This is a genomic window from Caballeronia sp. GAWG1-5s-s (assembly GCF_023631445.1).
GTDB lineage: Bacteria > Pseudomonadota > Gammaproteobacteria > Burkholderiales > Burkholderiaceae > Caballeronia.
The window spans coordinates 39,713-62,833 of sequence record NZ_JALQDC010000008.1 but is presented as its reverse complement, the minus strand read 5'-3'; the positions used below and the strand labels follow the sequence as shown (position 1 = coordinate 62,833).

Below are 23,121 nucleotides of genomic sequence, written 5' to 3'. Positions count from 1 at the left end.
GCGACTCCCCAGGCGGGCATGCGGCGGCACCCGCGTATCGTTGCCGGCTTTCCTTATCCCCGAAGCCGTCGAGCGCAACGCCATAGCAACACGAGCAGCACGCATCGAGCGCGTCAGCGCGGTTTTCCCTTCAGTTCAAAACGACAATGGCACTCATCGTACACAAATACGGCGGCACTTCGATGGGCTCGGTCGAGCGCATCAAGAACGTCGCCAAGCGCGTCGCCAAATGGCACAAGGCCGGCCACCGAATGGTCGTCGTGCCCTCGGCGATGTCCGGCGAAACCAACCGCCTGCTCGGTCTTGCAAAAGACATCACGGCGAATCCGGACCCGCGCGAACTCGACATGATTGCCTCCACGGGCGAGCAGGTGAGCGTCGGACTCCTCGCCATCGCGCTGCACGCCGAAGGCCTCGACGCCGTGAGCTATGCCGGCTGGCAGGTGCCCATCAAGACGGACAGCGCGTTCACGAAAGCGCGCATCAGCGAAATCGACGGCGAACGCGTGCTGAAAGATCTCGACGCGGGCAAGGTCGTGGTCATCACGGGCTTTCAGGGCGTCGATCCGGAAGGCCATATCGCCACGCTCGGGCGCGGCGGCTCGGACACGTCGGCGGTCGCGATCGCGGCGGCGCTGAAGGCCGACGAGTGCCTGATCTATACCGACGTCGATGGCGTCTACACGACCGACCCGCGCGTCGTCGAAGAGGCGCGCCGGCTGGATCGCGTGACCTTCGAGGAGATGCTGGAAATGGCGAGCCTGGGCTCGAAGGTCCTGCAGATCCGCTCGGTGGAATTCGCCGGCAAGTACCAGGTGAAGACGCGGGTGCTGTCCAGCCTGACCGATCCGCTCATGCCGCTCGAGGCCGAGATGCACTCGGGCACCCTGATTACTTTTGAAGAAGACGAGAACATGGAAAAGGCAGTTATCTCCGGCATCGCGTTCCAGCGCGACGAAGCGCGCATCGCGGTCATGGGCGTGCCCGACAAGCCGGGCGTCGCGTATCAGATTCTCGGTCCGGTGGCCGATGCGAACATCGACATCGACATGATCATTCAGAACCAGAGCGTGAACGGCAAGACCGACTTCACGTTCACGGTGGGCCGCGGCGACTATCAGCGCGCGCTGGAGATCCTGAACGGCCAGGTGAAAGGCCACGTGAACGCGGAAACCGTGCTGGGCGATCCGAAGGTGTCGAAGGTATCGGTCGTGGGCGTGGGCATGCGCTCGCACGTGGGTATTGCGAGCACGATGTTCCGCACGTTGTCGGAAGAGGGCATCAACATCCAGATGATCTCGACATCCGAAATCAAGATTTCCGTGCTGATCGACGAGAAGTACACCGAGCTCGCGGTCCGCGCGCTGCACAAGGCGTTCGAGCTGGATCGCGGCTGACCGGCCGGCCGGGCGGCTTCATACTCTTGGCACTGTTGCGGTTCGGCTGCCGGCGAGATTCGAATTTGATCGATTGGAAAAAATCGTCATGCGAATTTGACCGTTGCGGCTGAACAGGCTATTATCTCGATCTCGTTGCACTGCACTCCCGGTGCAACGAAAAGTTTGGGAGACGTGGCCGAGAGGTCGAAGGCACTCCCCTGCTAAGGGAGCATCTGGCTAAAAACTGGATCGAGGGTTCGAATCCCTCCGTCTCCGCCAGTGGTAGGAGAAAAGCCCCGCAAGTCGAAAGACTTGTGGGGCTTTTTGTTTGGCATGACGGTAGATGGATGCGTTCGCGAGGCAGTCTAGTTGCGCGATCGTCCGCCCCTGTGTCTGTCGGCGTTCTTAAGTGCGGTAATGCGGTGGTTCGCACCGTCTCTTCGCTCGTCCCGCAGTCGCTAAATCCAGGCTCACTCCTCCGATGCTGTCATTCTTTCATTTTAAGGCTATTCCTATAGCGACGGCCTAGCACGTGCGTTGCAATAACCCGCATTTCCATCTTTGCAAGCAATAAGGACAACAAAGGATGAGAGATGCATCTGGCCGCGAGGCGGCGCGCCTTGGCGACAAGACGAATCACGGCGGCGTAGTCATCGAAGCAGCAACCGATTTCAAGCATTCAGGCATTCCCGTTGCCCTCGATCAACACCTGACCGAGTGCCCGAAGTGCGGCGGCACCTTCTCTATCATCGCCACGGGCAAAATGACGCATAAGGGGCGACGTGTCGCGTATATAGGCGAGCCGATGCCTGGACCGGAGCGCAGCAGAACGGGCGCGGTTATCTGGTATCTGGAATTGAGCGATTAAGTCGCTGCGCAGCACCCCGTACTCGCAAAGGCCCGACGCTTCAAGTGCTGAAGCCGTTTTCCGGCTGCACTGCCGTTACGTTCCCAGATGGGCCGAAGGGCGAAATTGCTGGCCGGCTTGACCCCCAAGAATGGCAGCTATCGGTGCGCAGCCCAGACGGCGTCTCATCAGGCGAGATCGCTCCTTCTAAGCTCCTCGGATTGCTGCCGGCTCTTGCCCGCAGCGGACTGGTGTGGAGCCGGTTCGTGGGGTGCCATTGTCAAGCGCTGTTCGTGACTAAGGCACCGCGCGCTCATCACTCAGTAACTCGAGCGAATGTGTTTCCGCTCGAGCGAGTCAAAACAAGCCTGACTTCGCCGCAAGCCTCTCCTCGATATGCTTCGCGCGCGACGGCGACGACGGGTGCGAACTCAGCATGCTCGACTTCCCGCCATCCAGCGCCGCGAGCTTCTGGAACGCGGTGACGAGCCCCGCCGGGCTGTAGCCCTTCTTCTTCTGCATATCGAACGAATAATCGTCGGCGGCGCTTTCCTGCGACTGCGAGAACTGCGCGTTGACGAACTTCTCCGAGAGATCGCCGAGCTGCGATGCCGACAGGCTGCCGACCACGCCGCCCGCCGACGACGCCACCGAGCGCGCCGCCGACGTCGCGTAGGCCACCTGCATCGCCTTCTTCGTGTGGCCGAGCGCCACGTGGCCCATCTCATGGCCGACCACGCCGCGCACTTCGTCGTCGTTCATCATGTCCATCAGGCCGCTATAGACGCGCACGCAGCCGTTGGCCATCGCCCATGCATTGACATCTTTCGTGATGTACACCTTGTAGTTCACCGGCACGCCGTTGATGTTGTCGCCGAGCTGCTTCGCGATGCGGTTCAGGCGCTGCGTGTACGCGCTGGACGCCGGCGCGATCTTGCTTTGCGCATCCATCTCCGCGCACGACTTGTCGGAGAGCTGGCGCACGTCGGCGTCGCTGAGCGTGAAGGCTTGCGTGGCCATCTGGCCGGATTGCAGCAGCGTGTCCGGGCTCAGGTTGGCGACGTTGCCACAGGAAGCGAGCGCGAAGGCTGCGGATGCCGCGGAGGCTGCGAGTGCAATGCGAACGTGTTTCATGGTCTGCCTTATGAGTTGTTGTGGTCGATCCGCGATGATTCACGGATGGAGCGCAATGCTCACGGGCGAGCGCGTCGTAAGCTATCCGAAAATTCCTATTTTGCTGACGGTTCGATGACGAAACCCTGACGCATCGCGCTGAGTCATTCATCCGCGCGGCGGCATGCCGCGCGCACGCGCGCCGCAATCGATGCTACCGGCGACGCGTCCATCGCGATTCCCGGCGCGTCGGGCAGGGCTTCCGCGAGCAGCTGGGTGAGCATGCGGCCGGGCGGCATTTCGACGAACACGTTCGCGCCGCGCTCGGCGAGTGCGATCGTCGAATCGTGCCAGCGCACCGGATAACGCAGGTTGGTCGCGAGGTCTTCGCGGATCGCATCGGCACGCACGAGGGCGCGCGCGCCGCGATTGCCGACATACGCGATCCGCGGCGCGACGAAGCGCACCTTGTCGGCTGCTTCGGCGAGGCGGACGGCCGCGTCGTCGAGCAGCACGCAATGCGACGGCACGCTCACCGCAAGCCGCTCCGCCTTCCGCGCGCCGCGTGCGAGGGCGGCTTCGCGCACGGCGTCGAGCGCTTGATCGCTGCCCGATACGACGATTTGCCGCGGCGCATTGAGATTGCCGATGTAGGCATCGGCGCGCGCCTCCTCGCGAACCTTCTCGATGACGCTCGCGACCTCGCGTTCGTTCAGGCCGAGTATCGCGAGCATGCCGTAGCCGCGCGGATACGCGTCCTGCATCAGCGTGGCGCGCAGGCGCACGAGCCGCAGCGCGTCGTCGAACGCGATCGCGCCGCAGGCGACGGCCGCGCCATAAGCGCCCACGGACAAGCCCGCGACGGCGTGCGGTTCGATGCCTTCTTCGGCGAGCGCCCGCGTGGCCGCCACGCCCGCCACCGTCAGCGCGATCTGCACCGCGACGGTCGATGCGAGCGCATTCGCGTCATCGAGCGAGAGCACGTCTTCGGCGAGAATGGCCGACGCCTCCGCGAGCGTTCGCGCGATAGCCGGATGCGGCTTCTCGCCACCGAGGCGATGCAGGAAGCCCGCCGTCTGCGCGCCTTGTCCCGGGAAGAGATAGGCGATCACGGCACGGCCCACGGATCGGCGGCGAGGCGCGGGCCGTCCGCTTGACGGAGCAGCACACGGACGTTTTGCCGGGCGTATTCGGCGAGCGAGAACGCGGCGTCCGTCGTTTCGATTTGCACGTCGACGCGCGTACCGACGCAGCGCGCTTCGTGCGAGAGCGCATCCAAGAGATGCGACGCATCGGCGCGCGAGAGCGGCTCGGGCGCTCGCACGATCACGTCTAGATCGCTGGTGGGCGTGACCGTCGGCTGGGCGCTCGCCAGTTCGAAGCCCGTGCTTCCCGCCGGACCCCAGGCGAGGCCGGCAGCGTCGAAGATCGGCGCGACGGCGCGCAGCAGCGCGAAGGCCGGCATGTCCCTTCGCGATGCGGCGGGCTCGCGCAGCCGCAATGCTTCGGGCGTCAGCACGCACTCGATGTCACGCGCCTCGACCCACGTGCCGAATCGCTCGCTGCGCGCCGTCCCGCGTACGCCGACGGCGATGGCGCTACCGATGCGCGGCGCGCGTCGCACGACGACGAATGGCGCGCGCGCGAGCGATGCTTCGACCCACGCGGGAGCGTCGGCAAACGGCGGGGCTGCCGGGGACAATGCGAGCAAGTCGTGCGGGCGCGGTTCGGGCGGCAGGAGGGTCATCACGCGGTCAACGTCCTATTCGATTGTTGGGCGGCGTGGCAGGCCTAAGCGAGAGACGGGCTTGCGAGAGGTGCGGCTGTTGACCTGGGGGGAGCCGTTGGCGGCGCATCGTTGATCGCGTTCGAGGAGTTGGGCTGACCAGTCTGCGCACAATCGCGACATCGCGCGGTGCGGGCAAGGTGCTTCCATTGACGCGCAGAAAAGCATAGGTCCGAGCGATTGCTCCATCCGCACACGCGATGCAAACCCAGCGGCGCAGCGCGCGCGGGAAGTCCCGCGCCGTGCGTGAGCCGCGTATCGCACTCGATGCGCCGAAGGCGTCCCGTGCGTAGAGAAGCTGTCGCTCGGACGGCGCGAGCGTGCGGAACGCGCCGCGATTGCCGCACTGGAACGCATGGACGTGCCGAACGCGTGCAATGCACCACAAGCACCGACCGCGCCGAGAACGCCCAAAGAGCGGAACACGCCGAATGCGCCCAACGGTCAGAACGCATCAAACGCCCCAACTCCTGCGGCATCACCCCTCCCACTGCTCACGCATCCGCCGCCGCACTTCCACCGACGCCGCCCGCGTGCGCTTCGCGTCCGCCGACGTCAGCCGGTTCGACAAATCGCGCGGACCGCCACGCGCATCTACAACCGCCGCAGCCAGCGATGCCTTCACGCGCTCAATATCCGCCTGCGAAGGCGCATCGGCATTCACGCCTTCGATCAATTCGTGCAGCAACCCGAGCTTCGCATACGCGCTCATCTTGTACGACATCGGCAAGACGGTATCGCCGAGCGTATCGAGGCTCTCGACGCTGCGCCGCGTGACGCGCGCCGCCGCTTCCTTGCCCATGGCGTGCACCGCCGTGCCCGACGCATCGAGAGCGACGATCCGGTTCGCCTGATAGCCATGCGCGAGATACGCGCCCGACATCGCCGGCCCGACGATCAGCGCGATCACCGGATGCCCGGCGAGCCGCGCGCTTGCGTAGGCATCCACCGCGGCGGCGCACGCGAGATGGATGCCGAGCAACTCCTCGCGCCGTCCGTATGCCTGGCTCTTCACATCGACGATGGCGACGATGGGCCGCTTCGACTGGGCGTCGCGGTCGGCGTCGATCACCTCGCGCACCGCGCGGGCGAGCAGCCAGCCCTGTTCGAGCCCGACCACGTTGTCGGTCGCGCGCGGGAAGCGGTTGTGCGGGTCGGGCACCACGGCGATGAAGCGCGCCGCCGCGCCATCCAGTTCGCCGTCGCGCGCGCGGACCGGGCCACTCTCGGCTTCTGCAGGCGTCGACGTCAGCGCATCCAGCCAGCACGCGCCGCGCGAAGTCATGGCGTTGATCGTGCTCATCGTTGCGATCCTCCAGTGTGGTTCCACAGCGCGCGCAGCGTGTCGGGATCGATCGCGTCGGGATTCACGCGCCCAAGGCGTTCGATGAACCCGTCCACGTCCTCGCTGCGATGCCGCGCCGGCACCCCGCGCGCGAACGCAGCAAGCACCGCGTCGCGAACCTGCGCCGTATCGTCTTCGACGAGCGTATCCGCCAGGCCGACCGCCACGCGTTCCTCGCCGCCGATCATCGACCAGATGAGCCGGCGATCACCCGCGTCGAGTTCCTCGATGCCCGCTTCCTGCTCGATCACTTCCGGCCCGTTCATGCCGAGGCGCGCCTGCCGCGTCATCACGAGTTCCGTGCACAAGGCCGCAGCGAGCGACATGCCGCCGAAGCAGCCGACCATCCCGCCGATCACGCCGACCACCGGCGCATGCCGCCGCAGCGCGACGATAGCCGCCTGAATCTCCGCGATCGCCGCGAGGCCGAGGTTCGCCTCCTGCAAGCGCACGCCGCCCGTCTCGAAGAGGATGACCGGACGAATCGCGCGGCCCACTTCGAATTCGCCAAGCGCGAGTTCCAGCGCCGCCGCGATCTTCGCGCCCGACACTTCGCCGATGCTGCCGCCCTGAAACGCCGGCTCGATCGCCGCGATGACGGCAGGCTCGCCGCCGAGCGTGCCGCGCGCGATCACCGCGCCGTCGTCGGACTGGCAGACGATGTTCTGCATCGCGAGCCACGGCGATTCGAGCCGGTCGAACGGGCCGAGCAGTTCGCGGTACGTGCCCGCATCGAGCAAGGCCCGGGCGCGCTCGCGCGCCGTCATTTCGATGAAGCTGTGCCGTGCGAGAAACGTGTCGTGTGCGTTCATCGCGCCTCTCCGCTTTCCTGCGCGTCGCTGGCTTCGGCCGCTTCCGAAAGGCGCAGCATCACGACGCCGGGCGTCGCGCCGAAGTCGTTGAGCTCGAATTTCGCGGCGCCGTCGTAGCGTTGGAAAAAGCGGTCGAGCACGCTTTTCCAGACGTGCTCGTAGCCGTCGACGCTCGTGCGGATCACGACTTCCGCGTTGGCCGTCTGCGACGGCGTGAGCAGCACTTCGAGATCGCCCGATCCGACCACGCCCACGTGCGCGCGGCGCGTGACGGGCCGTTTGGCGGGATATTCGTATCGCATGTTTTCCATCTTCGTTCCTCTGGTTGCGTCTCAGGACGATTGCCCGAGGCTGTCGAGAAAGAGCGTGGCGGCGAGCAGGTCGGCCGCGCCGCCCGGCGATGCATTGAGCGCCAGCAAGTCACCGTCGAGCCGCGCGAGCGCCGCGCGTCCCGCTGCATGCGCCATTCCGCCGTGCTCGATCACGCGCCACGCGCCGTCTTTCGCGACGGCGAGCGCCTTCATGCCGCCGCGATGCAAGAGGCACGTATCGTCGAGCGAAGCCATGATGGCGACGAGCGCGTCGAGCCGCGCGTACGTGTCGGTGAGGCCGCGGCGGCGCGCATCGGCGAGCGCCGGCAAGCCGATTCGCAACGCATGCGGAAAGCCCTCGCGTGCTTCGCCGCGCGCGCCCGCGACGCGAAAGCGCGCCGTGACTCGCGCACCGTGGCTCGCCTGCGCCCACGCGGGCGCGAAGCGGTCGTCGTATCGCGCGATGCTCGCGGCGGATGCGCAGATCGCTTCGCTGTCGGCGGGCGCGTGCATCGCGGCGCCGGCGCATAGCAAGCCGACGATCCAGATCGCGCCGCGATGCGCGTTGCTGCCGCCGGTCGCGCGCAGCATCGCGGCTTCGCCTTCGCGGCCGATGCGCGCGAGCCGTTCGCGCAATGCCTGCGACGGCGGCACACCCGACGCGGCCCGCGCGATCGCCAGAAACGTCGGATGCAGCGCGCGCGCCGAGCGCAGCATCGTGTCGAGGTCGAGATCGCGATGCGCGCCGCTGCCGCGTTCGTCGACGAGCGCAGGCTTCGGCGTGAGACGCGCCTCGGCGATCAACGCATCGACGGCGAGCGCGGCGATCGCAGGCGCGGACGCGGCGCGCGCGCTCCGGCAAGCGTCATCGCGAAGAAGGGGAAGCGCGGCGTTCATCGCGCTCACCAGCTTCTGAAGCGCGCGGGCGGCGCATACAGACCGCCCGACCACGCGACGAGATCGTCGATGCTGCGCGCGGCGAGCAGCGAGCGTTTCGCGTCGCCGCGCCGCACGCCGAGGTCTTCCGGGAACGCGACGATGCCGCGTCGCCGGAGTTCGGCCGTCTTGTTCGCATCGGCGCGCATGCCGATCGGCGTCACGCCCGCGACGGCGGCGAGCGCCGCGCGCCGTTCGTCGATGCCTTCGGCCGCGTGCAGATACGCGATGCCTTCTTCGGTCACCACGTGCGTGACGTCGTCGCCGTAGATCATCACGGGCGCGATCGGCATGCGGCTTTTTTCTCCGACGGCAATCGCGTCCAGCGCATCCACGATGGTCGGTTCGCCGCCTTTCTTGTACGTCTCGGCGGTCTGCACGACGAGCTTGTGTCCCCGCGCGATGGCCGGATTCGGGCCGTCGTTCTTCAGCAGCTTGAGCCACGCTTCGCTCGAATGGCGGCGGCCGCGCGGATCGTGGCCCATGTTCGGCGCGCCGCCGAAGCCCGCGAGCCGCCCGAGCGTGACGGTCGACGAATTCGCGTCCGCGTCCATCTGCAAGGTCGAGCCGATGAACAGATCGACGCCGTACTGTCCGGCAAGCTGACAGAACACGCGATTCGAGCGCAGGCTGCCGTCGCGTCCGGTAAAGAACACGTCCGGGCGCGCCGCGATGTACTTCTCCATGCCCACTTCGCTGCCGAAGCAGTGCACGCTTTCGACCCAGCCGCTTTCGATGGCGGGAACGAGCGTCGGATGCGGATTGAGCGCCCAGTGCGTGCAGACCTTGCCCTTGAGCCCGAGCGATTCGCCGTACGTCGGCAGAAGCAGTTCGATCGCCGCCGTGTCGAAGCCGATGCCGTGGTTCAGCGACGCGACGCCGTAGCGTGCGTAGATGCCGCGAATCGTCATCATCGCCATGAGAATCTGCAGTTCGCCGATGTGCCGCGGATCGCGCGTGAAAAGCGGCTCGACGGCGAACGGCCGGTCCGCCTTCACGATCACATCGACCCACGAGCCGGGAATATCGACGCGCGGCAGTTCATCGACGATCTCGTTGACCTGCGCGATCACGATGCCATGCCGGAACGCCGCCGCTTCCACGATGGTCGGCGTGTCCTCGGTGTTCGCGCCGGTGTACAGATTGCCGTGGCGGTCCGCCTTTTCCGCGCAGACAAGCGCGACGTTCGGCGTCAGATCGATAAACATGCGCGCGTACAGTTCGATGTACGTATAAATCGCGCCGATTTCGAGCAGCCCGTCTTCCAGCAGTTGCGCGACGCGCAGGCTCTGCGGACCGGCATAGGCGAAATCGACCTTGCGCGCGATGCCCTGTTCGAAGAGCGTCAGATGCTCCGGCCGGCTGATGCTCGAAATCAGCAGATGCACGTCGTGCACGCGCTCGGGATCGAGCCGAGCAAAGGCGCGCGACAGAAAATCCGCCTGCTTCTGGTTGTTCCCTTCGAGCGCGACGCGGTCGCCCGTGACGATTAGCGCATGCAGCGCGTCCACGATGCGTTCGGTGTCGAGCACGGGACCGTCGAGCCACGGCTCGATCAGCTTGAGGCGGCGCGCTTTTTCCTGGGCGCGCGTGTTCCAGCTTCGGGATGGCGTGAGGGCATCGGCGGAAGGGGACGAATTCATCGGTCGGCCTGTCGGGAAGACGTTCGTGAGGATTGAGCGGCGGAAGAGCGCGCGCGGCGCTTGTTTTTCACCTCTTTCGATGCAGCGAGCGCCTGCGCATCGGCGAGAAAGCGGTGGATCAGCTCGCCCGTCGCGAGCAAGTGGCGTGCGACGAGCGTCTGCGCCGCTTCGATGTCGCGTGCGGCGAGCGCATCGAAGATCGCGCGGTGCTCGGCATCGGACGAATCCTTGTGGATCGGCAAGCCGAGTTTCAGGCGCAGATACCGCTCGCCGCGCCGGTGCATCTGGCCGATCAGTTCCATGAGATGCGGGCGATTCGCCGGCGCGTACAGGCTCGTATGGAACTGCTCGTTGCGCATGACATAGAGCGCGGGGTCCGGCTCGTTCTCGGCGGCTTCGAGCAGGCGTTTGCATTCCTCGAGCGTTTCCGGCGTGTGGTGCGCGATGGCGATGCCGATGGCGAGACTTTCGAGCGATGCGCGGATCTCGTAGATCTCGCGCGCTTCGTCCGCCGATTGCGGGCTGACGGCGGCGCCGCGATTCGGCTCGATCTTTACCCAGCCTTCGCTTTCCAGTTGCCGGAAGGCTTCGCGCACGGGTATCGCGCTCACCGAGAACTGCCGGGCGATCGCATCCTGACGCAGCGGCTCGCCGGGCGTGAGCGAGCCTTCGACGATGGCGGCGCGCAACGCATCCGCGATGAAGCGCGACGTGCTCTGGCGCGGCTCGAACTGCGCGTCGCGAAACGAAGCCGCTTGTGAAGAGAGATTTGTCGACATGGCTGCTAGGTGAAAGTGCGGAGTTGTCGCGTCCTGTTGTTCAAATATTATATATAAAACCGCACACGGAACCCCCGGTGCTTTCCCTAGACGCCGACACTCGAACCAATAACACGCGCGTCGAATTTCCCGTCAGTTGCCGACCCGCAGAGAAAGGAGAGACACGCCATGCCTAGCACGCTAGATCGACCGATCAGCGCCACGCGCGCCACGAGGACACCGCTCAACCGTTCGCAAATCACCGGCTTCTGGGGCGCATGGGCGGGCTGGACGCTCGACGGGATGGACTCGTTCATCTACGCGCTCGTGCTCGCGCCGGCGCTGACCGAACTGCTGCCGCGCTCCGGCTACGCCGCGACGCCCGCGAACGTCGGTCTCGCCGGATCGATTCTTTTCGCGCTGTTTCTGGTCGGGTGGGGACTGTCGTTCATCTGGGGGCCGCTCGCGGACCGCTTCGGGCGCACGAAGGTGCTCGCGGCGACCATCTTCACATTCGCCATCTTCACCGGGCTGGCTGCCACCGCGCACACGGTCTGGGCGCTCGGCATCTATCGCTTCTTCGCGGGCGTGGGCATAGGCGGGGAGTGGGCGCTGGCCGGGACGTACGTCGCGGAGGCGTGGCCGGAAGACCGCCGCAAAATGGGCGCGGGCTATCTGCAAACCGGCTACTACGCGGGCTTCTTCCTCGCGGCGGCGCTGAATTACACCATCGGCGCCGCGTTCGGCTGGCGCGCGATGTTTCTCGTCGGGTTGTTTCCGGTCGTCGTGTCGATTCTCGTGCTGACGCGCGTCAAGGAAACCGACAAGTGGGAGCGCGCCGAAGCCACGGCGGCGCCCGCGGTCAAGCATCAGAGTCCGCTGCGCGCCATTTTCTCGGCGCAGTATCGCAAGCGCACCATCGTCGCGGCCGTGCTGCTCACGGTGGCGATCATCGGGCTGTGGGCCGGCGCGGTGTATGAACCGTCGGCGGTCATCCAGCTCGCGACGCGCGCTGGCATGAGCAAGCCCGAAGCCGCGCGCATGGCGTCGATCGCGACGGGGCTCTTGTCCATCGGCACGATCATCGGCTGTCTCGCGCTGCCGCCGATGGCCGAGCGCATCGGCCGCCGCAAGACGCTCGCGGTGTACTTCGTCGGCATGGCGGCGTCCATCGCGCTGTCGTTCGGCTGGGCGTTCTATCTGAACAACGGGCTCGTGCCGTTCATCGCGCTTCTGTTCGTGCTCGGCTTCTTCGGCGGAAACTTCGCGCTCTTCAGCCTCTGGCTCCCCGAGCAGTTCGAAACCCGTGTGCGCGCGACGGCGTTCGCGTTCTGCACGTCGATCGGGCGTTTCTTCGGCGCGATCGTGAACTTCGGCATCGGCGCGATGGTGCTGAACATGAAGACGCTCGGCGTGCCGATCGCGCTCACGGGCATTGCGTTCCTGATCGGCCTCGCGGTCATTCCGTTCGCGCCGGAAACGAAGGGCCAGGAACTGCCCAACTGATTGGTATGACATGCGGTACTATCGCGGCGGCCCTGCTTGGGCCGCCGTTTGTTTTTAGCGAGGACGCCGGAAGCGGCAGGGCTTGGCTGCTCGTCAGGATCTCGCCCGGCAGAAGCGGCGACCGGCTGGTAACGAGAGGTTACGAACTCGAACAACTGTCTGGCAAATCGTTCGATATAGTCGATTCAACACAACAAACATCCCATCGAGGTGGGCTTCACATGAACAAGGTTTCGAAGGCTTCCGTGGCGTACGCGCTCGTGCTCGGCGGCTTGACGGTGTCGGGCGCGGCAATGGCGGGAGTGTCGGTGGGCGTGAACATCGGGGTGCCCGCGCCGGTCTACGTCGCGCCGGCGCCGGTGTATGCGCCGCCTCCGCCGCCCGTCGTGTACGCGCCGCCGCCGCCGGTCTATGCGCAGCCAGCCGTCGTGATCGGCTGGCACGGCGACCGGTACTGGGACGGCCGTCGCTACTGGGATCGCGACGACTGGTATCGGTATCACGGACACGGCCACGGCTATGGCCACGAGGAGCACGGTCACGGTGACCACGGGCGTCACGGCTGGCATTGAGCCGCGTATTCGCTCGATAGCTTCCTTCTCAGAAAGCCACCCGCACGAACGCGGGTGGCTTTTTGTTTTGCGGCTCCGGTGTAACTAAACGTAAGCTTTCCTCTTACTTAACGTCGAAAAGGCGCACGAACTTACAAACCGGAAATATACGGCTGAAAGCATTCCGTTATATTTCGTGGCAAGCCAACAACGAGAAAACGAGGATCAGAGCCATGAAACGTACGAGGCATTTGCTCGCCGCCGCGCTGAGCATCGCGGCATGGGCAGCGGGCAGTTCCGCGCAAGCGGCGGATGTGCACGTCGGCGTGAATATCGGCGTCCCTGCGCCGGTGTATGTCGCGCCGACGCCTGTCTACGCGCCGCCACCGCCGCCGGTCATCTACCAGCCCGCGCCGATGTACGCGCCGCCGGTAGTGATCGGCTGGCACGGCAACCGGTACTGGGACGGACGACGCTACTGGAGCCGCGGCGACTGGAATCGCTATCACGGCTACGGCCATGGTGGATACGAGCACAGACACGGCAACGGCCACGATCACGGCCATGGGAACGGCCACGGTCACGGCCACCGTTGATCTCGCTCGACCGCCGCCGAACGACAAAGGGGCCGTTCCGCGAAGGAACAGCCCCCTATTCGAAGCGATGCCGCGAAAGCGCTTACTCGCCGATGCCCGCCATGCCGCCGACGACCGCGTGGAAACCGGCATCGACATGCACGATTTCCGCGCTCACGCCGCCCGCCAGATCCGACAGCAGGAACGCGGCCACATTGCCGACCTGTTCGATCGTCACGTTGCGCTTGAGCGGCGCGTTGTCTTCCACGAAATCGAGAATCTTGCCGAAGCCCTTGATGCCGCTCGCCGCGAGCGTCTTGATGGGGCCGGCCGAGATGCCGTTCACGCGCACGCCCTTCTGGCCGAGCGATGCCGCGAGATAACGCACGCTCGCTTCCAGCGACGCCTTCGCGAGACCCATCGTGTTGTAGTTCGGAATCGCACGTTCCGCGCCGAGGTAGCTGAGCGTGAGCAGCGATGCGCTGTCCGAGAGCATGGAATGCGCGGCCTTGGCGAGCGCCGGGAAGCTGTACGCGGAGATGTCGTGCGCGATGCGGAAGTTCTCGCGCGTCATGCCTTCGAGGAAGTCGCCGGCAATCGCCTCGCGCGGCGCGAAGCCGATGGAATGCACGAGGCCGTCGAGCGTATCCCAGCGTTCCTTGAGCGAGGAGAAGAGCGCTTCGATGTCGGCGTCGCTGCTCACATCGCACGGGTAGATCATGTCACTGCCGAATTCGGTCGCAAATTCGGTGATGCGGTCCTTGAAGCGCTCGCCGACATACGTGAACGCCAGTTCCGCGCCCTCGCGCTTGCAGGCCTCCGCAATGCCGTAAGCGATCGAGCGGTTCGACAGCAAGCCGGTCAGCAGAATTCGTTTTCCAGCGAGAAAGCCCATGAATGCTCCTTGAATGTCAATGTCACGCGAGGCTCGCAAGGCGTCTCGATTGCGGGCCTTCGCGTCGGGTGCGGCGCGCATCGGTTCGGCGGGACGAAAGGGCATCGGGAGAGACGCCTTCCGTGCGCCAAACCGCATGGCGTTTTGATTGGGTAGAATTCTCTCACATCGCCAGAGCCGTCCGGCCGCTCGCTCGGGCCTTGCGTCTCGCGTTTCGTGAGCGCCGGGCCATTCACTCATCTCGCAAGGAGCCTATGACCGGGCTGTCGACGTCCCGCCTGCCGTTCGCATCACCGCCCGCGCGGGGCAAGCGCTTCGCGCTCATGCTTGCCGCGTGCATTGCCTTCATGGCAGGCAGTCCGGCGTTCGCCGCGCACGCCTACGCGCAGTACGGCGAGCCGAAGTATCCGCCGGACTTCAAGCACTTCGACTACGTGAATCCCGACGCGCCGCGCGACGGCACGCTGGTGCTCGCCAATCCGAGCCGCCTGACGAGCTTCGACAAGTTCAATCCGTTCACGCTGCGGGGCAATCCCGCGCCGGGCCTCGGGCTCATGTTCGAAAGCCTGACGACAGGAAGCTCGGACGAAGTGGCGAGCGCCTATTGCCTGCTCGCGGACAATATCGACGTGGCGCCGGACGGTCTTTCGACCACCTTCCACATCAACCCGAAAGCGCGCTTCAATAACGGCGATCCGGTCACGGCCGAGGACGTCAAGTTCTCCTTCGAGACGCTGAAGAGTCCGAAGGCCGCGCCGCAATTTTCGGTGTACTTCGGGCAGATTGCGCGCGCGGTCGTCGTCGATCGGCTGACGATCCGCTTCGAATACAAGGTGGCGACGCGCGAAATGCCGCTGCTCGCGGGCGGCATTCCAGTGTTCTCGCGCAAATGGGGCATGCGGCCCGACGGCACGCGCATTCCATTCGATCAGCTCGCGTTCGAAAAGCCGATTGCGAGCGGCGATTACCGGATCGATTCGTTCGACAACGGCCGCACGATCACCTACAAGCGCGATCCGCACTACTGGGGCGCGTCGCTGCCGGTACGCGTCGGCACGCACAACTTCGCGCGCATCGACTACAAGCTGTATTCGGACGCCACTGCGCGGCTCGAAGCGTTCAAGGCCGGCGAGTACGACGTGCTCGTCGAGAACGTCGCGCGAAGCTGGGTACGGCGCGATATCGGCAAGCGCTTCGACAGCGGCGAGCTCATCAAGCGCGAGTTTCCGCATCACAACGGCACCGGCATGCAGGGCTTCTTCATGAACCTGCGCCGGCCGCTTTTCAAGGACGTGCGCGTGCGGCAGGCGCTCGATCTCGCGCTCGACTTCGAGTGGCTCAACCGGCAACTGTTCTTCAACCAGTACAAGCGCACGGACAGCTTCTTCGTCAACACGGACTTGCAGGCGAAAGGCATGCCGAGCGAAGGCGAGCTCGCGATTCTCAATCCGCTGCGCAACGAGCTTGATCCCGCGGTCTTCGGCGAGATGCCGAAGCAGCCCGACACCGATCCGCCCGGCTCGCTGCGCGCGAATCTCATCAAGGCGCGCGAGTTGCTGGCGCAAGCCGGCTGGACGTATCGCGACGGCGCGCTGCGCAATGCGAAGGGCCAGCCGTTCGTGTTCGAGATACTCGACGACACGGGCGGCGGCGCGTCGATGGAGCCGGTCGCGGCCGCGTTCGGGCGCAACCTGCAGAAGCTCGGCATCACGATGAACTTTCGCACCGTCGATTACGCGCTGATCCAGAAGCGCCTCGATGCGTTCGACTTCGACATGACGAGCGTGCGCCTGCCCGACGTGCAGGTGCCCGGCACCGAGCAGGTGTCGCGCTTCGGTAGCAAGTACGCGGACGAGCAGGGCTCGGACAACCTCGCGGGCGTGAAGTCGCCGGCCATCGACGCGATTTTGCGCAAGGTCGTGTCCGCGCAGACGCGCGACCAGCTCGTGGACGCCACGCACGCGCTCGACCGCGTGCTGATGAACGGCTACTACGTGATCCCGCACTGGTACTCGGCGACGCATCGGGTCGCGTACCGCAACACGCTCGGCTATCCGTCGACGTTGCCGCTCTATTACGTCGCAGACGAATGGGTGCTTTCGACGTGGTGGCAGAAGCCCGCGGCGGTATCTAAATAAGGACGACGCGATGTGGAGCTACATCCTCAAACGCATTCTGTTGATGATCCCGACGCTCGTCGGCGTGCTCACGCTGACCTTCGTCGTGATCCAGTTCGTGCCGGGCGGTCCGGTGGAGCAGGCCGTTCACGACCTGCGGCGTGGCAACGCGGAAGGCGGCGCGGCGTTCGGCATGCGTTCCCACACCGGCGTCGATGCGCAGCAGATCGCGCAACTCAAGGCGCTCTATGGCTTCGACAAGCCGCCGCTCCAGCGTTATCTCCTGATGCTCGGCAAGTTCGCGCGCTTCGATCTCGGCGAGAGCTACTTCCGGCATCAGAGCGTCTGGTCGCTCATCGTGTCGAAGCTGCCAGTGTCGATCAGCATCGGCTTATGGACGTTCTTCATCACGTATCTGATATCGGTGCCGCTCGGCATCGCGAAGGCCGTGAAGAACGGCTCGAAGTTCGATGTCGCGACGAGTCTCATCGTCCTGATCGGCTTTGCTATTCCCGGCTTCGTGCTCGGCGTGCTGCTGCTCGTGCTGTTCGGCGGGGGAACGTTCTGGCAACTCTTCCCGTTGCGCAACCTGACTTCGGATAACTGGGCGACGCTCTCGCTCGGCGGCAAGATTCTGGATTATCTCTGGCACATTACGTTGCCCGTGGTGGCGTCGGTGGTCGGGAGCTTCGCCATCATCACGATGCTGACGAAGAACGCGTTTCTCGACGAGATCCGCAAGCAATACGTGCTCACCGCGCGCGCGAAGGGCCTGAGCGAGCGGCGCGTGCTGTGGAAGCACGTGTTCCGCAATGCGCTTTTGCCGCTGATCGTCGGCTTTCCGGCGGCGTTCATCGGCGCGTTCTTCACGGGCAGCTTGCTGATCGAGACGCTCTTTTCGCTCGACGGCCTCGGGCTGCTTTCGTACGAATCGGTCGTGCGGCGCGATTATCCCGTCGTGCTCGGCACGCTGTATCTCTTCACGCTGATCGGCCTCGCGACGAAGCTCATCTCCGACCTTTGCTACGTATGGGTCGATCCGCGCATTCAATTCGAGCAACTGGAGCGTTGACTTGAACCGAGCCGCATCGTCGCGCCGCGCCGCGACCGCAACAGACGGCCAGCCGCTGCGCCCGGAAGTCTCGATGACGCCCGGGCGGCGCGTGTGGCAGCGTTTCAAACGCAACCGGCTGGGGTACTGGAGCCTCGTCGTATTCGTCGCGGCGTTCGTCATCAGCCTCGCGGGGCCGCTGTGGTCGAACGACAAGCCGCTCGTCGTGCGCTATCAGGGGCAGTTCTACTTTCCGCTCGTGAAGAATTACGCGGAGACGACCTTCGGCGGCGACTTCCCGACGCCCGCGGATTATCTCGATCCGTTCGTGCGCGACCGCTTCAACGCGCCGGGCAACTTCGCGATCTATCCGCCGAATCACTATTACTACGACACGCTCAATTACTTTTCGAAGGGCTCGAACCCGGCGCCGCCGTCGCGCGAAAACTGGCTCGGCACGGACGACCGCGGCCGCGACGTGTTCGCGCGGCTTCTCTACGGCTTTCGCGTGTCGGTGCTGTTCGCGCTCGTGCTGACGGCCATCGGCACCGCGCTCGGCGTGGTCGCGGGCGCGGTGCAAGGCTATTTCGGCGGACGCATCGACATGACCGGGCAGCGGCTCATCGAAATCTGGAGCGCGTTGCCGGAGCTTTATCTGCTCATCATCTTCGCGTCGATCTTCGAGCCGAGCCTGATCCTGCTGATCGTGCTGCTGTCGCTATTCGGCTGGATCGGCCTGTCGGATTACGTGCGCGCGGAGTTTCTGCGCAACCGCACGCAGGACTACGTGCGCGCCGCCCGCGCGATGGGCTTGTCCAACTGGCAGATCATCTGGCGGCATGTGCTGCCCAATAGCCTGACGCCCGTCATCACGTTCCTGCCGTTTCGCATGAGCGGGGCGATTCTCGCGCTCACGAGTCTCGACTTTCTCGGGCTCGGCGTGCCGCCGCCGACGCCGTCGCTCGGCGAACTGCTCGCGCAGGGCAAGGCCAATCTCGACGCGTGGTGGATTTCGGTCTCGACCTTCGGCGTGCTCGTCGCGACGCTGCTTCTGCTCACCTTCATGGGCGACGCGCTGCGCAATGCGCTCGACACGCGCATCGCGGATGCGGTGAAGGCCGGAGGCGGTCAATGAGCGCGCCGCTCTTGTCGATCGACAATCTGCGCGTGCGTTTCGGCGACACGCTCGCCGTCGACGGCGTGAGTCTCGACGTCCGCGCGGGCGAACGCGTCGCGCTCGTCGGCGAGTCCGGCTCGGGCAAGAGCGTGACCGCGTTGTCGGTGCTGCGTCTCGTGCGCGACGCCGAGATGACGGGCGCCATCCGCTTCGCCGGTGAGGATCTGCTCGCGAAAAGCGAACGCGAGATGCGTGGCCTGCGCGGCTCGGACATCGCGATGATCTTTCAGGAGCCGATGACCGCGCTCAATCCGCTGTATACGGTCGGCGATCAGATCGGCGAGACGATTCAGCTTCACGACGGCGCGACCGCGCGACAGGCCCGCGAGCGCGCCATCGCGCTGCTGGCGCGCACGGGCATCACGGAACCGGAGCGGCGCGTCGACAGTTATCCGCATCAGCTTTCGGGCGGCCAGCGCCAGCGCGTGATGATCGCGATGGCGCTCGCGTGCCGCCCGCGTCTTCTGCTCGCCGACGAGCCGACGACCGCGCTCGACGTGACCATTCGCGCGCAGATCGTCGAACTGCTGCTGGAACTGCAACGCGACGAGGCCGAGAAGCGTGGCATGGCCGTGCTGCTCATCACGCATGATCTGAATCTTGTGCGGCGTTTCGCAGAGCGCGTGGCGGTGATGGAAAAGGGCGTTCTAGTCGAAAGCGGCGCGGTCGATACGATTTTCGAGTCGCCGCAGCACCCGTACACAGAGCGCCTGCTGAACAGCCGTCCGGAGCGGCGCGTGCTGCCGGTGCTGCCGATCGCGCCCGTGCTGCTCGATGCCAAAGACGTGCGCGTCGACTATCCGACGCGGCTCCCGGGCTTTCAGGGATGGTTCCGGCGCGGTCGCTTCCGGGCCGTCGACGACGTGACGCTCTCCGTGCGGCAGGGCGAAACGCTCGGCATCGTCGGGGAATCCGGCTCCGGGAAATCGACGCTCGCGATGGCGCTGCTCGGCTTGCAGCGCATCTCGCACGGAAGCGTGCAGTTTCAGGGCAGGGCGCTCGGCGATTTTCGCGGACGCGAAAAGACCGTGCTGCGCTCGAATCTGCAAGTCGTGTTTCAGGACCCGTTCAGCTCCCTTTCGCCACGCCAGACGGTGGAGCGCATCGTCGGCGAAGGGCTGGCGCTGCATCGCCCTGAATTGGATGCCGCCGCGCGCCGCGCCAAAGTGATTGCCGTGCTGCGCGAAGTCGGGCTGGACCGCACGGCGCTCACGCGTTATCCGCACGAGTTCTCGGGCGGGCAGCGGCAGCGCATCGCGATTGCGCGCGCGCTCGTGCTGGAACCGAGCATTCTCATTCTCGACGAACCGACGAGCGCGCTCGATGTCTCAATCCAGACTCAAGTTCTGGCGCTGCTTGCCGACATTCAGAAGAAGCACAACTTGGGATATGTGTTTATCAGCCACGACTTACAGGTGATCGGCGCGATGGCGCATCGCGTCGCGGTCATGCGAGATGGAAATGTCGTCGAGGCAGGTGAAGTAGAGAAGATTTTTGCGAATCCTTCCGACGAATACACACGAAAGCTACTGGCGGCAGCCCTGAATTCCTAAAATTTTTTCTTTTTCGTCAATTGCGTGTCCGTCTCAATTGTATTTTCCTATTTCTTTTGACAGTTAAATACTTTGTGGCTAGTATGCGTTCAAACTTTCACATATCTCACTGATTTTTCAGTCTTTAATTGTAAAACCTACCGACCGATGCAACCACTTACGTTGACTCAGACATGTGCGCGCGCTGCCGCGGGCATGTTGCTCGGCCTCCTGATGACCACCACTTCCGGCGCTTTCGCCGACGAAGTCAGCAGTAACAGCCAAAATGCCGGAAACGGCATCTCCACCGCTTCCAAAGCGACCGACACGGCCGCTATCGCCGCCACGGCGGACACAGCCAGCGCACCGCGCGGCGCGAAAGCGTTCTTCTCCGGCGTAGCGAGCAAGGCAGGCGACGTCGTCGTCGGCGCGCTCAACATGATCGGCGTGCGCTATCGCTGGGGCGGCGACACGCCGGATTCCGGCCTCGATTGCAGCGGCTTCGTGCGCTACGTGTTTCAGGACACGCTCGGCATGACGCTGCCGCGCCGCGCCGAAGAAATGAGCCGCGTGGGCGAGAAGGTCCGCGTGTCGGATCTGAAGCCGGGCGATCTCGTGTTCTTCAACACCATGCGCCGCTCGTTCTCGCACGTCGGCATTTATATCGGCGACAACAAGTTCGTGCATTCGCCGTCCACCGGCAGCACGATCCGCGTCGACGACATGGAAAACGGCTATTGGGAAAAGCGGTTCACGGGCGCGCGCCGCATCGAGAACGCGCAGTTCAACGACGGCACGGAATTGCGTCAGCGCGTGAGCGCGACCCTCGGCGGTTACTGATCGACTTATCGCAACATCGTTTCTCGCGCTCATCACAAAAAGCCTGCGTTCTCGCGAATGCAGGCTTTTTGCTTTGTGGCGTCGTCGGCAAGCAGGCTATTGATTCGATCGTAAAGCCTCATTGCACGCGTCTTCGAAAGCCGTTATAGTTTTCGAATGAACATTTCTCTGTTCCTCCTCTCGTCTTCTTCGGCTGGTGCGTTTCTACGCGCACTATCGCTACTAGCGCGCCTACCGCGCTGATCTGTCTCGCCTCCCGTCTGCTCGTTCAAGGTTTTCGACGCCAGCGGTGGCGCGAACACCCGGATTCCGTTTTGTCGTTCTATCTCGATATTCCCAACAATCGATAAATCTCCCCACAGGAGCCCAACATGGCAGCAGACAAGTTGATCATCTTCGATACGACCTTGCGTGACGGCGAGCAGTCCCCCGGCGCTTCGATGACGAAAGAGGAGAAGATCCGCATCGCGAAGCAGCTGGAGCGCATGAAGGTCGACGTGATCGAGGCCGGTTTTGCCGCCAGTTCCAACGGCGATTTCGACGCGATCCAGACGATCGCCTCGCTCGTGAAGGACAGCACGGTCTGCTCGCTTGCCCGCGCCAACGACAAGGACATCCAGCGCGCCGCCGACGCGTTGAAGCCGGCGAACCGCTTCCGCATTCACACGTTCATCGCCACGTCCGCGCTGCATATGGAAAAGAAGCTGCGCATGTCGCCGGAGCAGGTGTACGAACAGGCGCGGCTCGCGGTGCGCTTCGCGCGCAAGTTCACCGACGACGTCGAGTTCTCGCCGGAAGACGGCAGCCGCTCGGACATCGACTTTCTGTGCCGTGTGCTGGAAGCGGTGATCGACGAAGGCGCGCGCACGATCAACATCGCCGATACGGTCGGTTATGGCGTGCCCGAACTTTACGGCAACCTCGTGAAGACGCTGCGCGAGCGCATCCCGAACTCGGACAAGGCCATCTTCTCGGTTCACTGCCACGATGACCTTGGCATGGCGGTCGCGAACTCGCTCGCGGGCGTGCAGATCGGCGGCGCGCGTCAGGTGGAATGCACGATCAACGGCCTGGGTGAGCGCGCGGGCAATACGTCGCTCGAAGAAATCGTGATGGCGGTCAAGACGCGCAAGGATTACTTCGGGCTCGACCTGGGTATCGACACGACGCAGATCGTGCCGACCTCGAAGCTCGTCTCGCAGATCACCGGCTTCGTCGTGCAGCCGAACAAGGCGGTGGTCGGCGCGAACGCGTTCGCGCACGCGTCGGGCATCCACCAGGACGGCGTGCTGAAGGCGCGCGATACCTACGAAATCATGCGCGCCGAAGACGTGGGCTGGAGCGCGAACAAGATCGTGCTCGGCAAGCTGTCCGGCCGCAACGCGTTCAAGCAGCGCCTCGAAGAACTGGGCGTGCAGCTCGAATCGGAAGCGGAAGTGAACGCCGCGTTCGCGCGCTTCAAGGATCTCGCGGACCGCAAAGCCGAAATCTTCGACGAAGACATCATGCAGATCGTCTCGGAAGAATCGCCGGAAGCGCAGGCGAAGGAGCATTTCCGCTTCGTCTCGATGAAGCAGCACTCGGAGACCGGCGAGCAGCCGCAGGCACGCGTGGTCTTCGCCGTGGACGGCACCGAAATGACGGGCGAAGCACGCGGCAACGGCCCGGTCGACGCGACGCTGCACGCGATCGAGTCGAAGGTGGAAAGCGGCGCTGAGCTCGTGCTGTACTCGGTCAACGCGATCACGACCGGCACGCAGGCGCAGGGCGAAGTGACGGTGCGTCTGTCGAAGAGCGGGCGTATCGTGAACGGCGTCGGCACGGATCCGGATATCGTCGCGGCTTCGGCGAAGGCGTATATCGCCGCGCTCAACAAGCTGCATTCGAAGGTCGAAAAGCTCAATCCGCAGCTTTGATCGGCAAAGAGTCGCAAGAACGCGAAAGCCC

Annotated in this window: 21 protein-coding genes and 1 tRNA gene; 12 read left to right on the top strand and 10 right to left on the bottom strand. The window is 64.7% G+C overall.

Features of this window, described 5'->3' with window-relative positions:
- Positions 1–146 precede the first annotated feature (146 nt).
- The 3 genes from NCR34_RS08965 (at position 147) to NCR34_RS08955 (ending at position 2,247) form a co-directional block, all read left to right on the top strand.
- On the top strand, positions 147–1,397 hold the full coding sequence (locus tag NCR34_RS08965; protein WP_175944160.1) for an aspartate kinase: 1,251 nt from the start codon (positions 147–149) through the stop codon (positions 1,395–1,397).
- 168 nt (positions 1,398–1,565) lie between these two features.
- Positions 1,566–1,658, top strand: a tRNA-Ser gene (locus NCR34_RS08960).
- A 307-nt stretch (positions 1,659–1,965) separates the two neighbouring features.
- Positions 1,966–2,247, top strand: coding sequence for a PAAR domain-containing protein (locus NCR34_RS08955; protein WP_250499627.1), 282 nt, complete (start codon positions 1,966–1,968; stop codon positions 2,245–2,247).
- Between the two features lie 336 nt (positions 2,248–2,583).
- On the opposite strand, the gene loiP is transcribed toward NCR34_RS08955, so the two are convergent.
- The 9 genes from loiP to NCR34_RS08910 all read right to left on the bottom strand — a co-directional run bounded on the left by loiP (position 2,584) and on the right by NCR34_RS08910 (position 10,951).
- Positions 2,584–3,360 (bottom strand): metalloprotease LoiP, encoded by a 777-nt coding sequence (gene loiP / locus NCR34_RS08950; RefSeq protein WP_250499626.1) that lies wholly within the window; start codon positions 3,358–3,360, stop codon positions 2,584–2,586.
- 143 nt (positions 3,361–3,503) lie between these two features.
- Positions 3,504–4,451, bottom strand: coding sequence for a malonate decarboxylase subunit epsilon (gene mdcH, locus NCR34_RS08945; protein ID WP_250499625.1), 948 nt, complete (start codon positions 4,449–4,451; stop codon positions 3,504–3,506).
- Positions 4,448–5,086 carry a malonate decarboxylase holo-ACP synthase gene (locus NCR34_RS08940; RefSeq protein ID WP_250499679.1) on the bottom strand — a complete coding sequence of 213 codons (639 nt, stop codon included), beginning with the start codon at positions 5,084–5,086 and terminating at the stop codon, positions 4,448–4,450. Before NCR34_RS08940 ends, mdcH begins: the two co-directional genes overlap by 4 nt.
- 517 nt (positions 5,087–5,603) lie before the next feature.
- Positions 5,604–6,428: a biotin-independent malonate decarboxylase subunit gamma gene (mdcE, locus tag NCR34_RS08935; protein ID WP_250499624.1), complete on the bottom strand. Its 825-nt coding sequence runs from the start codon at positions 6,426–6,428 to the stop codon at positions 5,604–5,606.
- The gene (locus NCR34_RS08930) at positions 6,425–7,282 is read right to left on the bottom strand and encodes a biotin-independent malonate decarboxylase subunit beta (protein WP_250499623.1); all 858 of its coding nucleotides are present in this window, start codon (positions 7,280–7,282) and stop codon (positions 6,425–6,427) included. Before NCR34_RS08930 ends, mdcE begins: the two co-directional genes overlap by 4 nt.
- Positions 7,279–7,593, bottom strand: coding sequence for a malonate decarboxylase subunit delta (locus tag NCR34_RS08925; RefSeq protein ID WP_206466587.1), 315 nt, complete (start codon positions 7,591–7,593; stop codon positions 7,279–7,281). The genes NCR34_RS08930 and NCR34_RS08925 overlap by 4 nt, the downstream gene beginning before the upstream one ends.
- A 21-nt stretch (positions 7,594–7,614) precedes the next feature.
- Positions 7,615–8,490, bottom strand: a complete 876-nt coding sequence (locus tag NCR34_RS08920) for a triphosphoribosyl-dephospho-CoA synthase (RefSeq protein ID WP_250499622.1) — start codon at positions 8,488–8,490, stop codon at positions 7,615–7,617.
- A 5-nt stretch (positions 8,491–8,495) separates the two neighbouring features.
- The gene (gene mdcA, locus NCR34_RS08915; protein WP_250499621.1) at positions 8,496–10,172 is read right to left on the bottom strand and encodes a malonate decarboxylase subunit alpha; all 1,677 of its coding nucleotides are present in this window, start codon (positions 10,170–10,172) and stop codon (positions 8,496–8,498) included.
- On the bottom strand, positions 10,169–10,951 hold the full coding sequence (locus tag NCR34_RS08910) for a GntR family transcriptional regulator (protein ID WP_250499620.1): 783 nt from the start codon (positions 10,949–10,951) through the stop codon (positions 10,169–10,171). The genes mdcA and NCR34_RS08910 overlap by 4 nt, the downstream gene beginning before the upstream one ends.
- Before the next feature lie 168 nt (positions 10,952–11,119).
- Here NCR34_RS08910 and NCR34_RS08905 point away from each other — a divergent pair, with 168 nt between their 5' ends.
- The 3 genes from NCR34_RS08905 to NCR34_RS08895 all read left to right on the top strand — a co-directional run bounded on the left by NCR34_RS08905 (position 11,120) and on the right by NCR34_RS08895 (position 13,583).
- Positions 11,120–12,436 carry an MFS transporter gene (locus NCR34_RS08905; protein WP_250499619.1) on the top strand — a complete coding sequence of 439 codons (1,317 nt, stop codon included), beginning with the start codon at positions 11,120–11,122 and terminating at the stop codon, positions 12,434–12,436.
- 221 nt (positions 12,437–12,657) lie between these two features.
- Entirely contained in the window at positions 12,658–13,008 is a 351-nt protein-coding gene (locus tag NCR34_RS08900; RefSeq protein ID WP_250499618.1) for a hypothetical protein, read from the top strand.
- Between the two features lie 212 nt (positions 13,009–13,220).
- Positions 13,221–13,583 (top strand): hypothetical protein, encoded by a 363-nt coding sequence (locus NCR34_RS08895; protein WP_250499617.1) that lies wholly within the window; start codon positions 13,221–13,223, stop codon positions 13,581–13,583.
- A gap of 82 nt (positions 13,584–13,665) precedes the next feature.
- On the opposite strand, the gene fabI is transcribed toward NCR34_RS08895, so the two are convergent.
- Complete coding sequence (fabI, locus tag NCR34_RS08890) at positions 13,666–14,457, bottom strand: enoyl-ACP reductase FabI (RefSeq protein WP_250499616.1); 792 nt, start codon at positions 14,455–14,457, stop codon at positions 13,666–13,668.
- A 254-nt stretch (positions 14,458–14,711) separates the two neighbouring features.
- On the opposite strand from fabI, the gene NCR34_RS08885 reads away from it, so the two are divergent.
- The 6 genes from NCR34_RS08885 (at position 14,712) to NCR34_RS08860 (ending at position 23,090) form a co-directional block, all read left to right on the top strand.
- Complete coding sequence (locus NCR34_RS08885; protein ID WP_502800064.1) at positions 14,712–16,595, top strand: extracellular solute-binding protein; 1,884 nt, start codon at positions 14,712–14,714, stop codon at positions 16,593–16,595.
- Positions 16,596–16,605: 10 nt separating this feature from the next.
- On the top strand, positions 16,606–17,646 hold the full coding sequence (locus tag NCR34_RS08880; RefSeq protein WP_206466579.1) for a microcin C ABC transporter permease YejB: 1,041 nt from the start codon (positions 16,606–16,608) through the stop codon (positions 17,644–17,646).
- Position 17,647: 1 nt separating this feature from the next.
- Entirely contained in the window at positions 17,648–18,760 is a 1,113-nt protein-coding gene (locus NCR34_RS08875) for an ABC transporter permease (protein ID WP_502800063.1), read from the top strand.
- Positions 18,757–20,355 carry an ABC transporter ATP-binding protein gene (locus NCR34_RS08870; protein WP_250499615.1) on the top strand — a complete coding sequence of 533 codons (1,599 nt, stop codon included), beginning with the start codon at positions 18,757–18,759 and terminating at the stop codon, positions 20,353–20,355. The genes NCR34_RS08875 and NCR34_RS08870 overlap by 4 nt, the downstream gene beginning before the upstream one ends.
- 147 nt (positions 20,356–20,502) lie before the next feature.
- Positions 20,503–21,174, top strand: a complete 672-nt coding sequence (locus tag NCR34_RS08865; RefSeq protein ID WP_248320057.1) for a C40 family peptidase — start codon at positions 20,503–20,505, stop codon at positions 21,172–21,174.
- A 371-nt stretch (positions 21,175–21,545) separates the two neighbouring features.
- Positions 21,546–23,090 (top strand): 2-isopropylmalate synthase, encoded by a 1,545-nt coding sequence (locus tag NCR34_RS08860; RefSeq protein ID WP_175944125.1) that lies wholly within the window; start codon positions 21,546–21,548, stop codon positions 23,088–23,090.
- The last annotated feature ends 31 nt before the right edge of the window (positions 23,091–23,121 follow it).

What these genes read in the sequence shown, in the direction of transcription:
- NCR34_RS08965 (WP_175944160.1), top strand. Translation starts at nt 147, where the DNA reads ATGGCACTCATCGTACACAAATACGGCGGCACTTCGATGGGCTCGGTC.
- NCR34_RS08955 (WP_250499627.1), top strand. Translation starts at nt 1,966, where the DNA reads ATGAGAGATGCATCTGGCCGCGAGGCGGCGCGCCTTGGCGACAAGACG.
- loiP (WP_250499626.1), bottom strand. Translation starts at nt 3,360, where the DNA reads ATGAAACACGTTCGCATTGCACTCGCAGCCTCCGCGGCATCCGCAGCC.
- NCR34_RS08940 (WP_250499679.1), bottom strand. Translation starts at nt 5,086, where the DNA reads ATGACCCTCCTGCCGCCCGAACCGCGCCCGCACGACTTGCTCGCATTG.
- mdcE (WP_250499624.1), bottom strand. Translation starts at nt 6,428, where the DNA reads ATGAGCACGATCAACGCCATGACTTCGCGCGGCGCGTGCTGGCTGGAT.
- NCR34_RS08930 (WP_250499623.1), bottom strand. Translation starts at nt 7,282, where the DNA reads ATGAACGCACACGACACGTTTCTCGCACGGCACAGCTTCATCGAAATG.
- NCR34_RS08925 (WP_206466587.1), bottom strand. Translation starts at nt 7,593, where the DNA reads ATGGAAAACATGCGATACGAATATCCCGCCAAACGGCCCGTCACGCGC.
- NCR34_RS08920 (WP_250499622.1), bottom strand. Translation starts at nt 8,490, where the DNA reads ATGAACGCCGCGCTTCCCCTTCTTCGCGATGACGCTTGCCGGAGCGCG.
- mdcA (WP_250499621.1), bottom strand. Translation starts at nt 10,172, where the DNA reads ATGAATTCGTCCCCTTCCGCCGATGCCCTCACGCCATCCCGAAGCTGG.
- NCR34_RS08910 (WP_250499620.1), bottom strand. Translation starts at nt 10,951, where the DNA reads ATGTCGACAAATCTCTCTTCACAAGCGGCTTCGTTTCGCGACGCGCAG.
- NCR34_RS08905 (WP_250499619.1), top strand. Translation starts at nt 11,120, where the DNA reads ATGCCTAGCACGCTAGATCGACCGATCAGCGCCACGCGCGCCACGAGG.
- NCR34_RS08900 (WP_250499618.1), top strand. Translation starts at nt 12,658, where the DNA reads ATGAACAAGGTTTCGAAGGCTTCCGTGGCGTACGCGCTCGTGCTCGGC.
- NCR34_RS08895 (WP_250499617.1), top strand. Translation starts at nt 13,221, where the DNA reads ATGAAACGTACGAGGCATTTGCTCGCCGCCGCGCTGAGCATCGCGGCA.
- fabI (WP_250499616.1), bottom strand. Translation starts at nt 14,457, where the DNA reads ATGGGCTTTCTCGCTGGAAAACGAATTCTGCTGACCGGCTTGCTGTCG.
- NCR34_RS08885 (WP_502800064.1), top strand. Translation starts at nt 14,712, where the DNA reads ATGACCGGGCTGTCGACGTCCCGCCTGCCGTTCGCATCACCGCCCGCG.
- NCR34_RS08880 (WP_206466579.1), top strand. Translation starts at nt 16,606, where the DNA reads ATGTGGAGCTACATCCTCAAACGCATTCTGTTGATGATCCCGACGCTC.
- NCR34_RS08870 (WP_250499615.1), top strand. Translation starts at nt 18,757, where the DNA reads ATGAGCGCGCCGCTCTTGTCGATCGACAATCTGCGCGTGCGTTTCGGC.
- NCR34_RS08865 (WP_248320057.1), top strand. Translation starts at nt 20,503, where the DNA reads ATGCAACCACTTACGTTGACTCAGACATGTGCGCGCGCTGCCGCGGGC.
- NCR34_RS08860 (WP_175944125.1), top strand. Translation starts at nt 21,546, where the DNA reads ATGGCAGCAGACAAGTTGATCATCTTCGATACGACCTTGCGTGACGGC.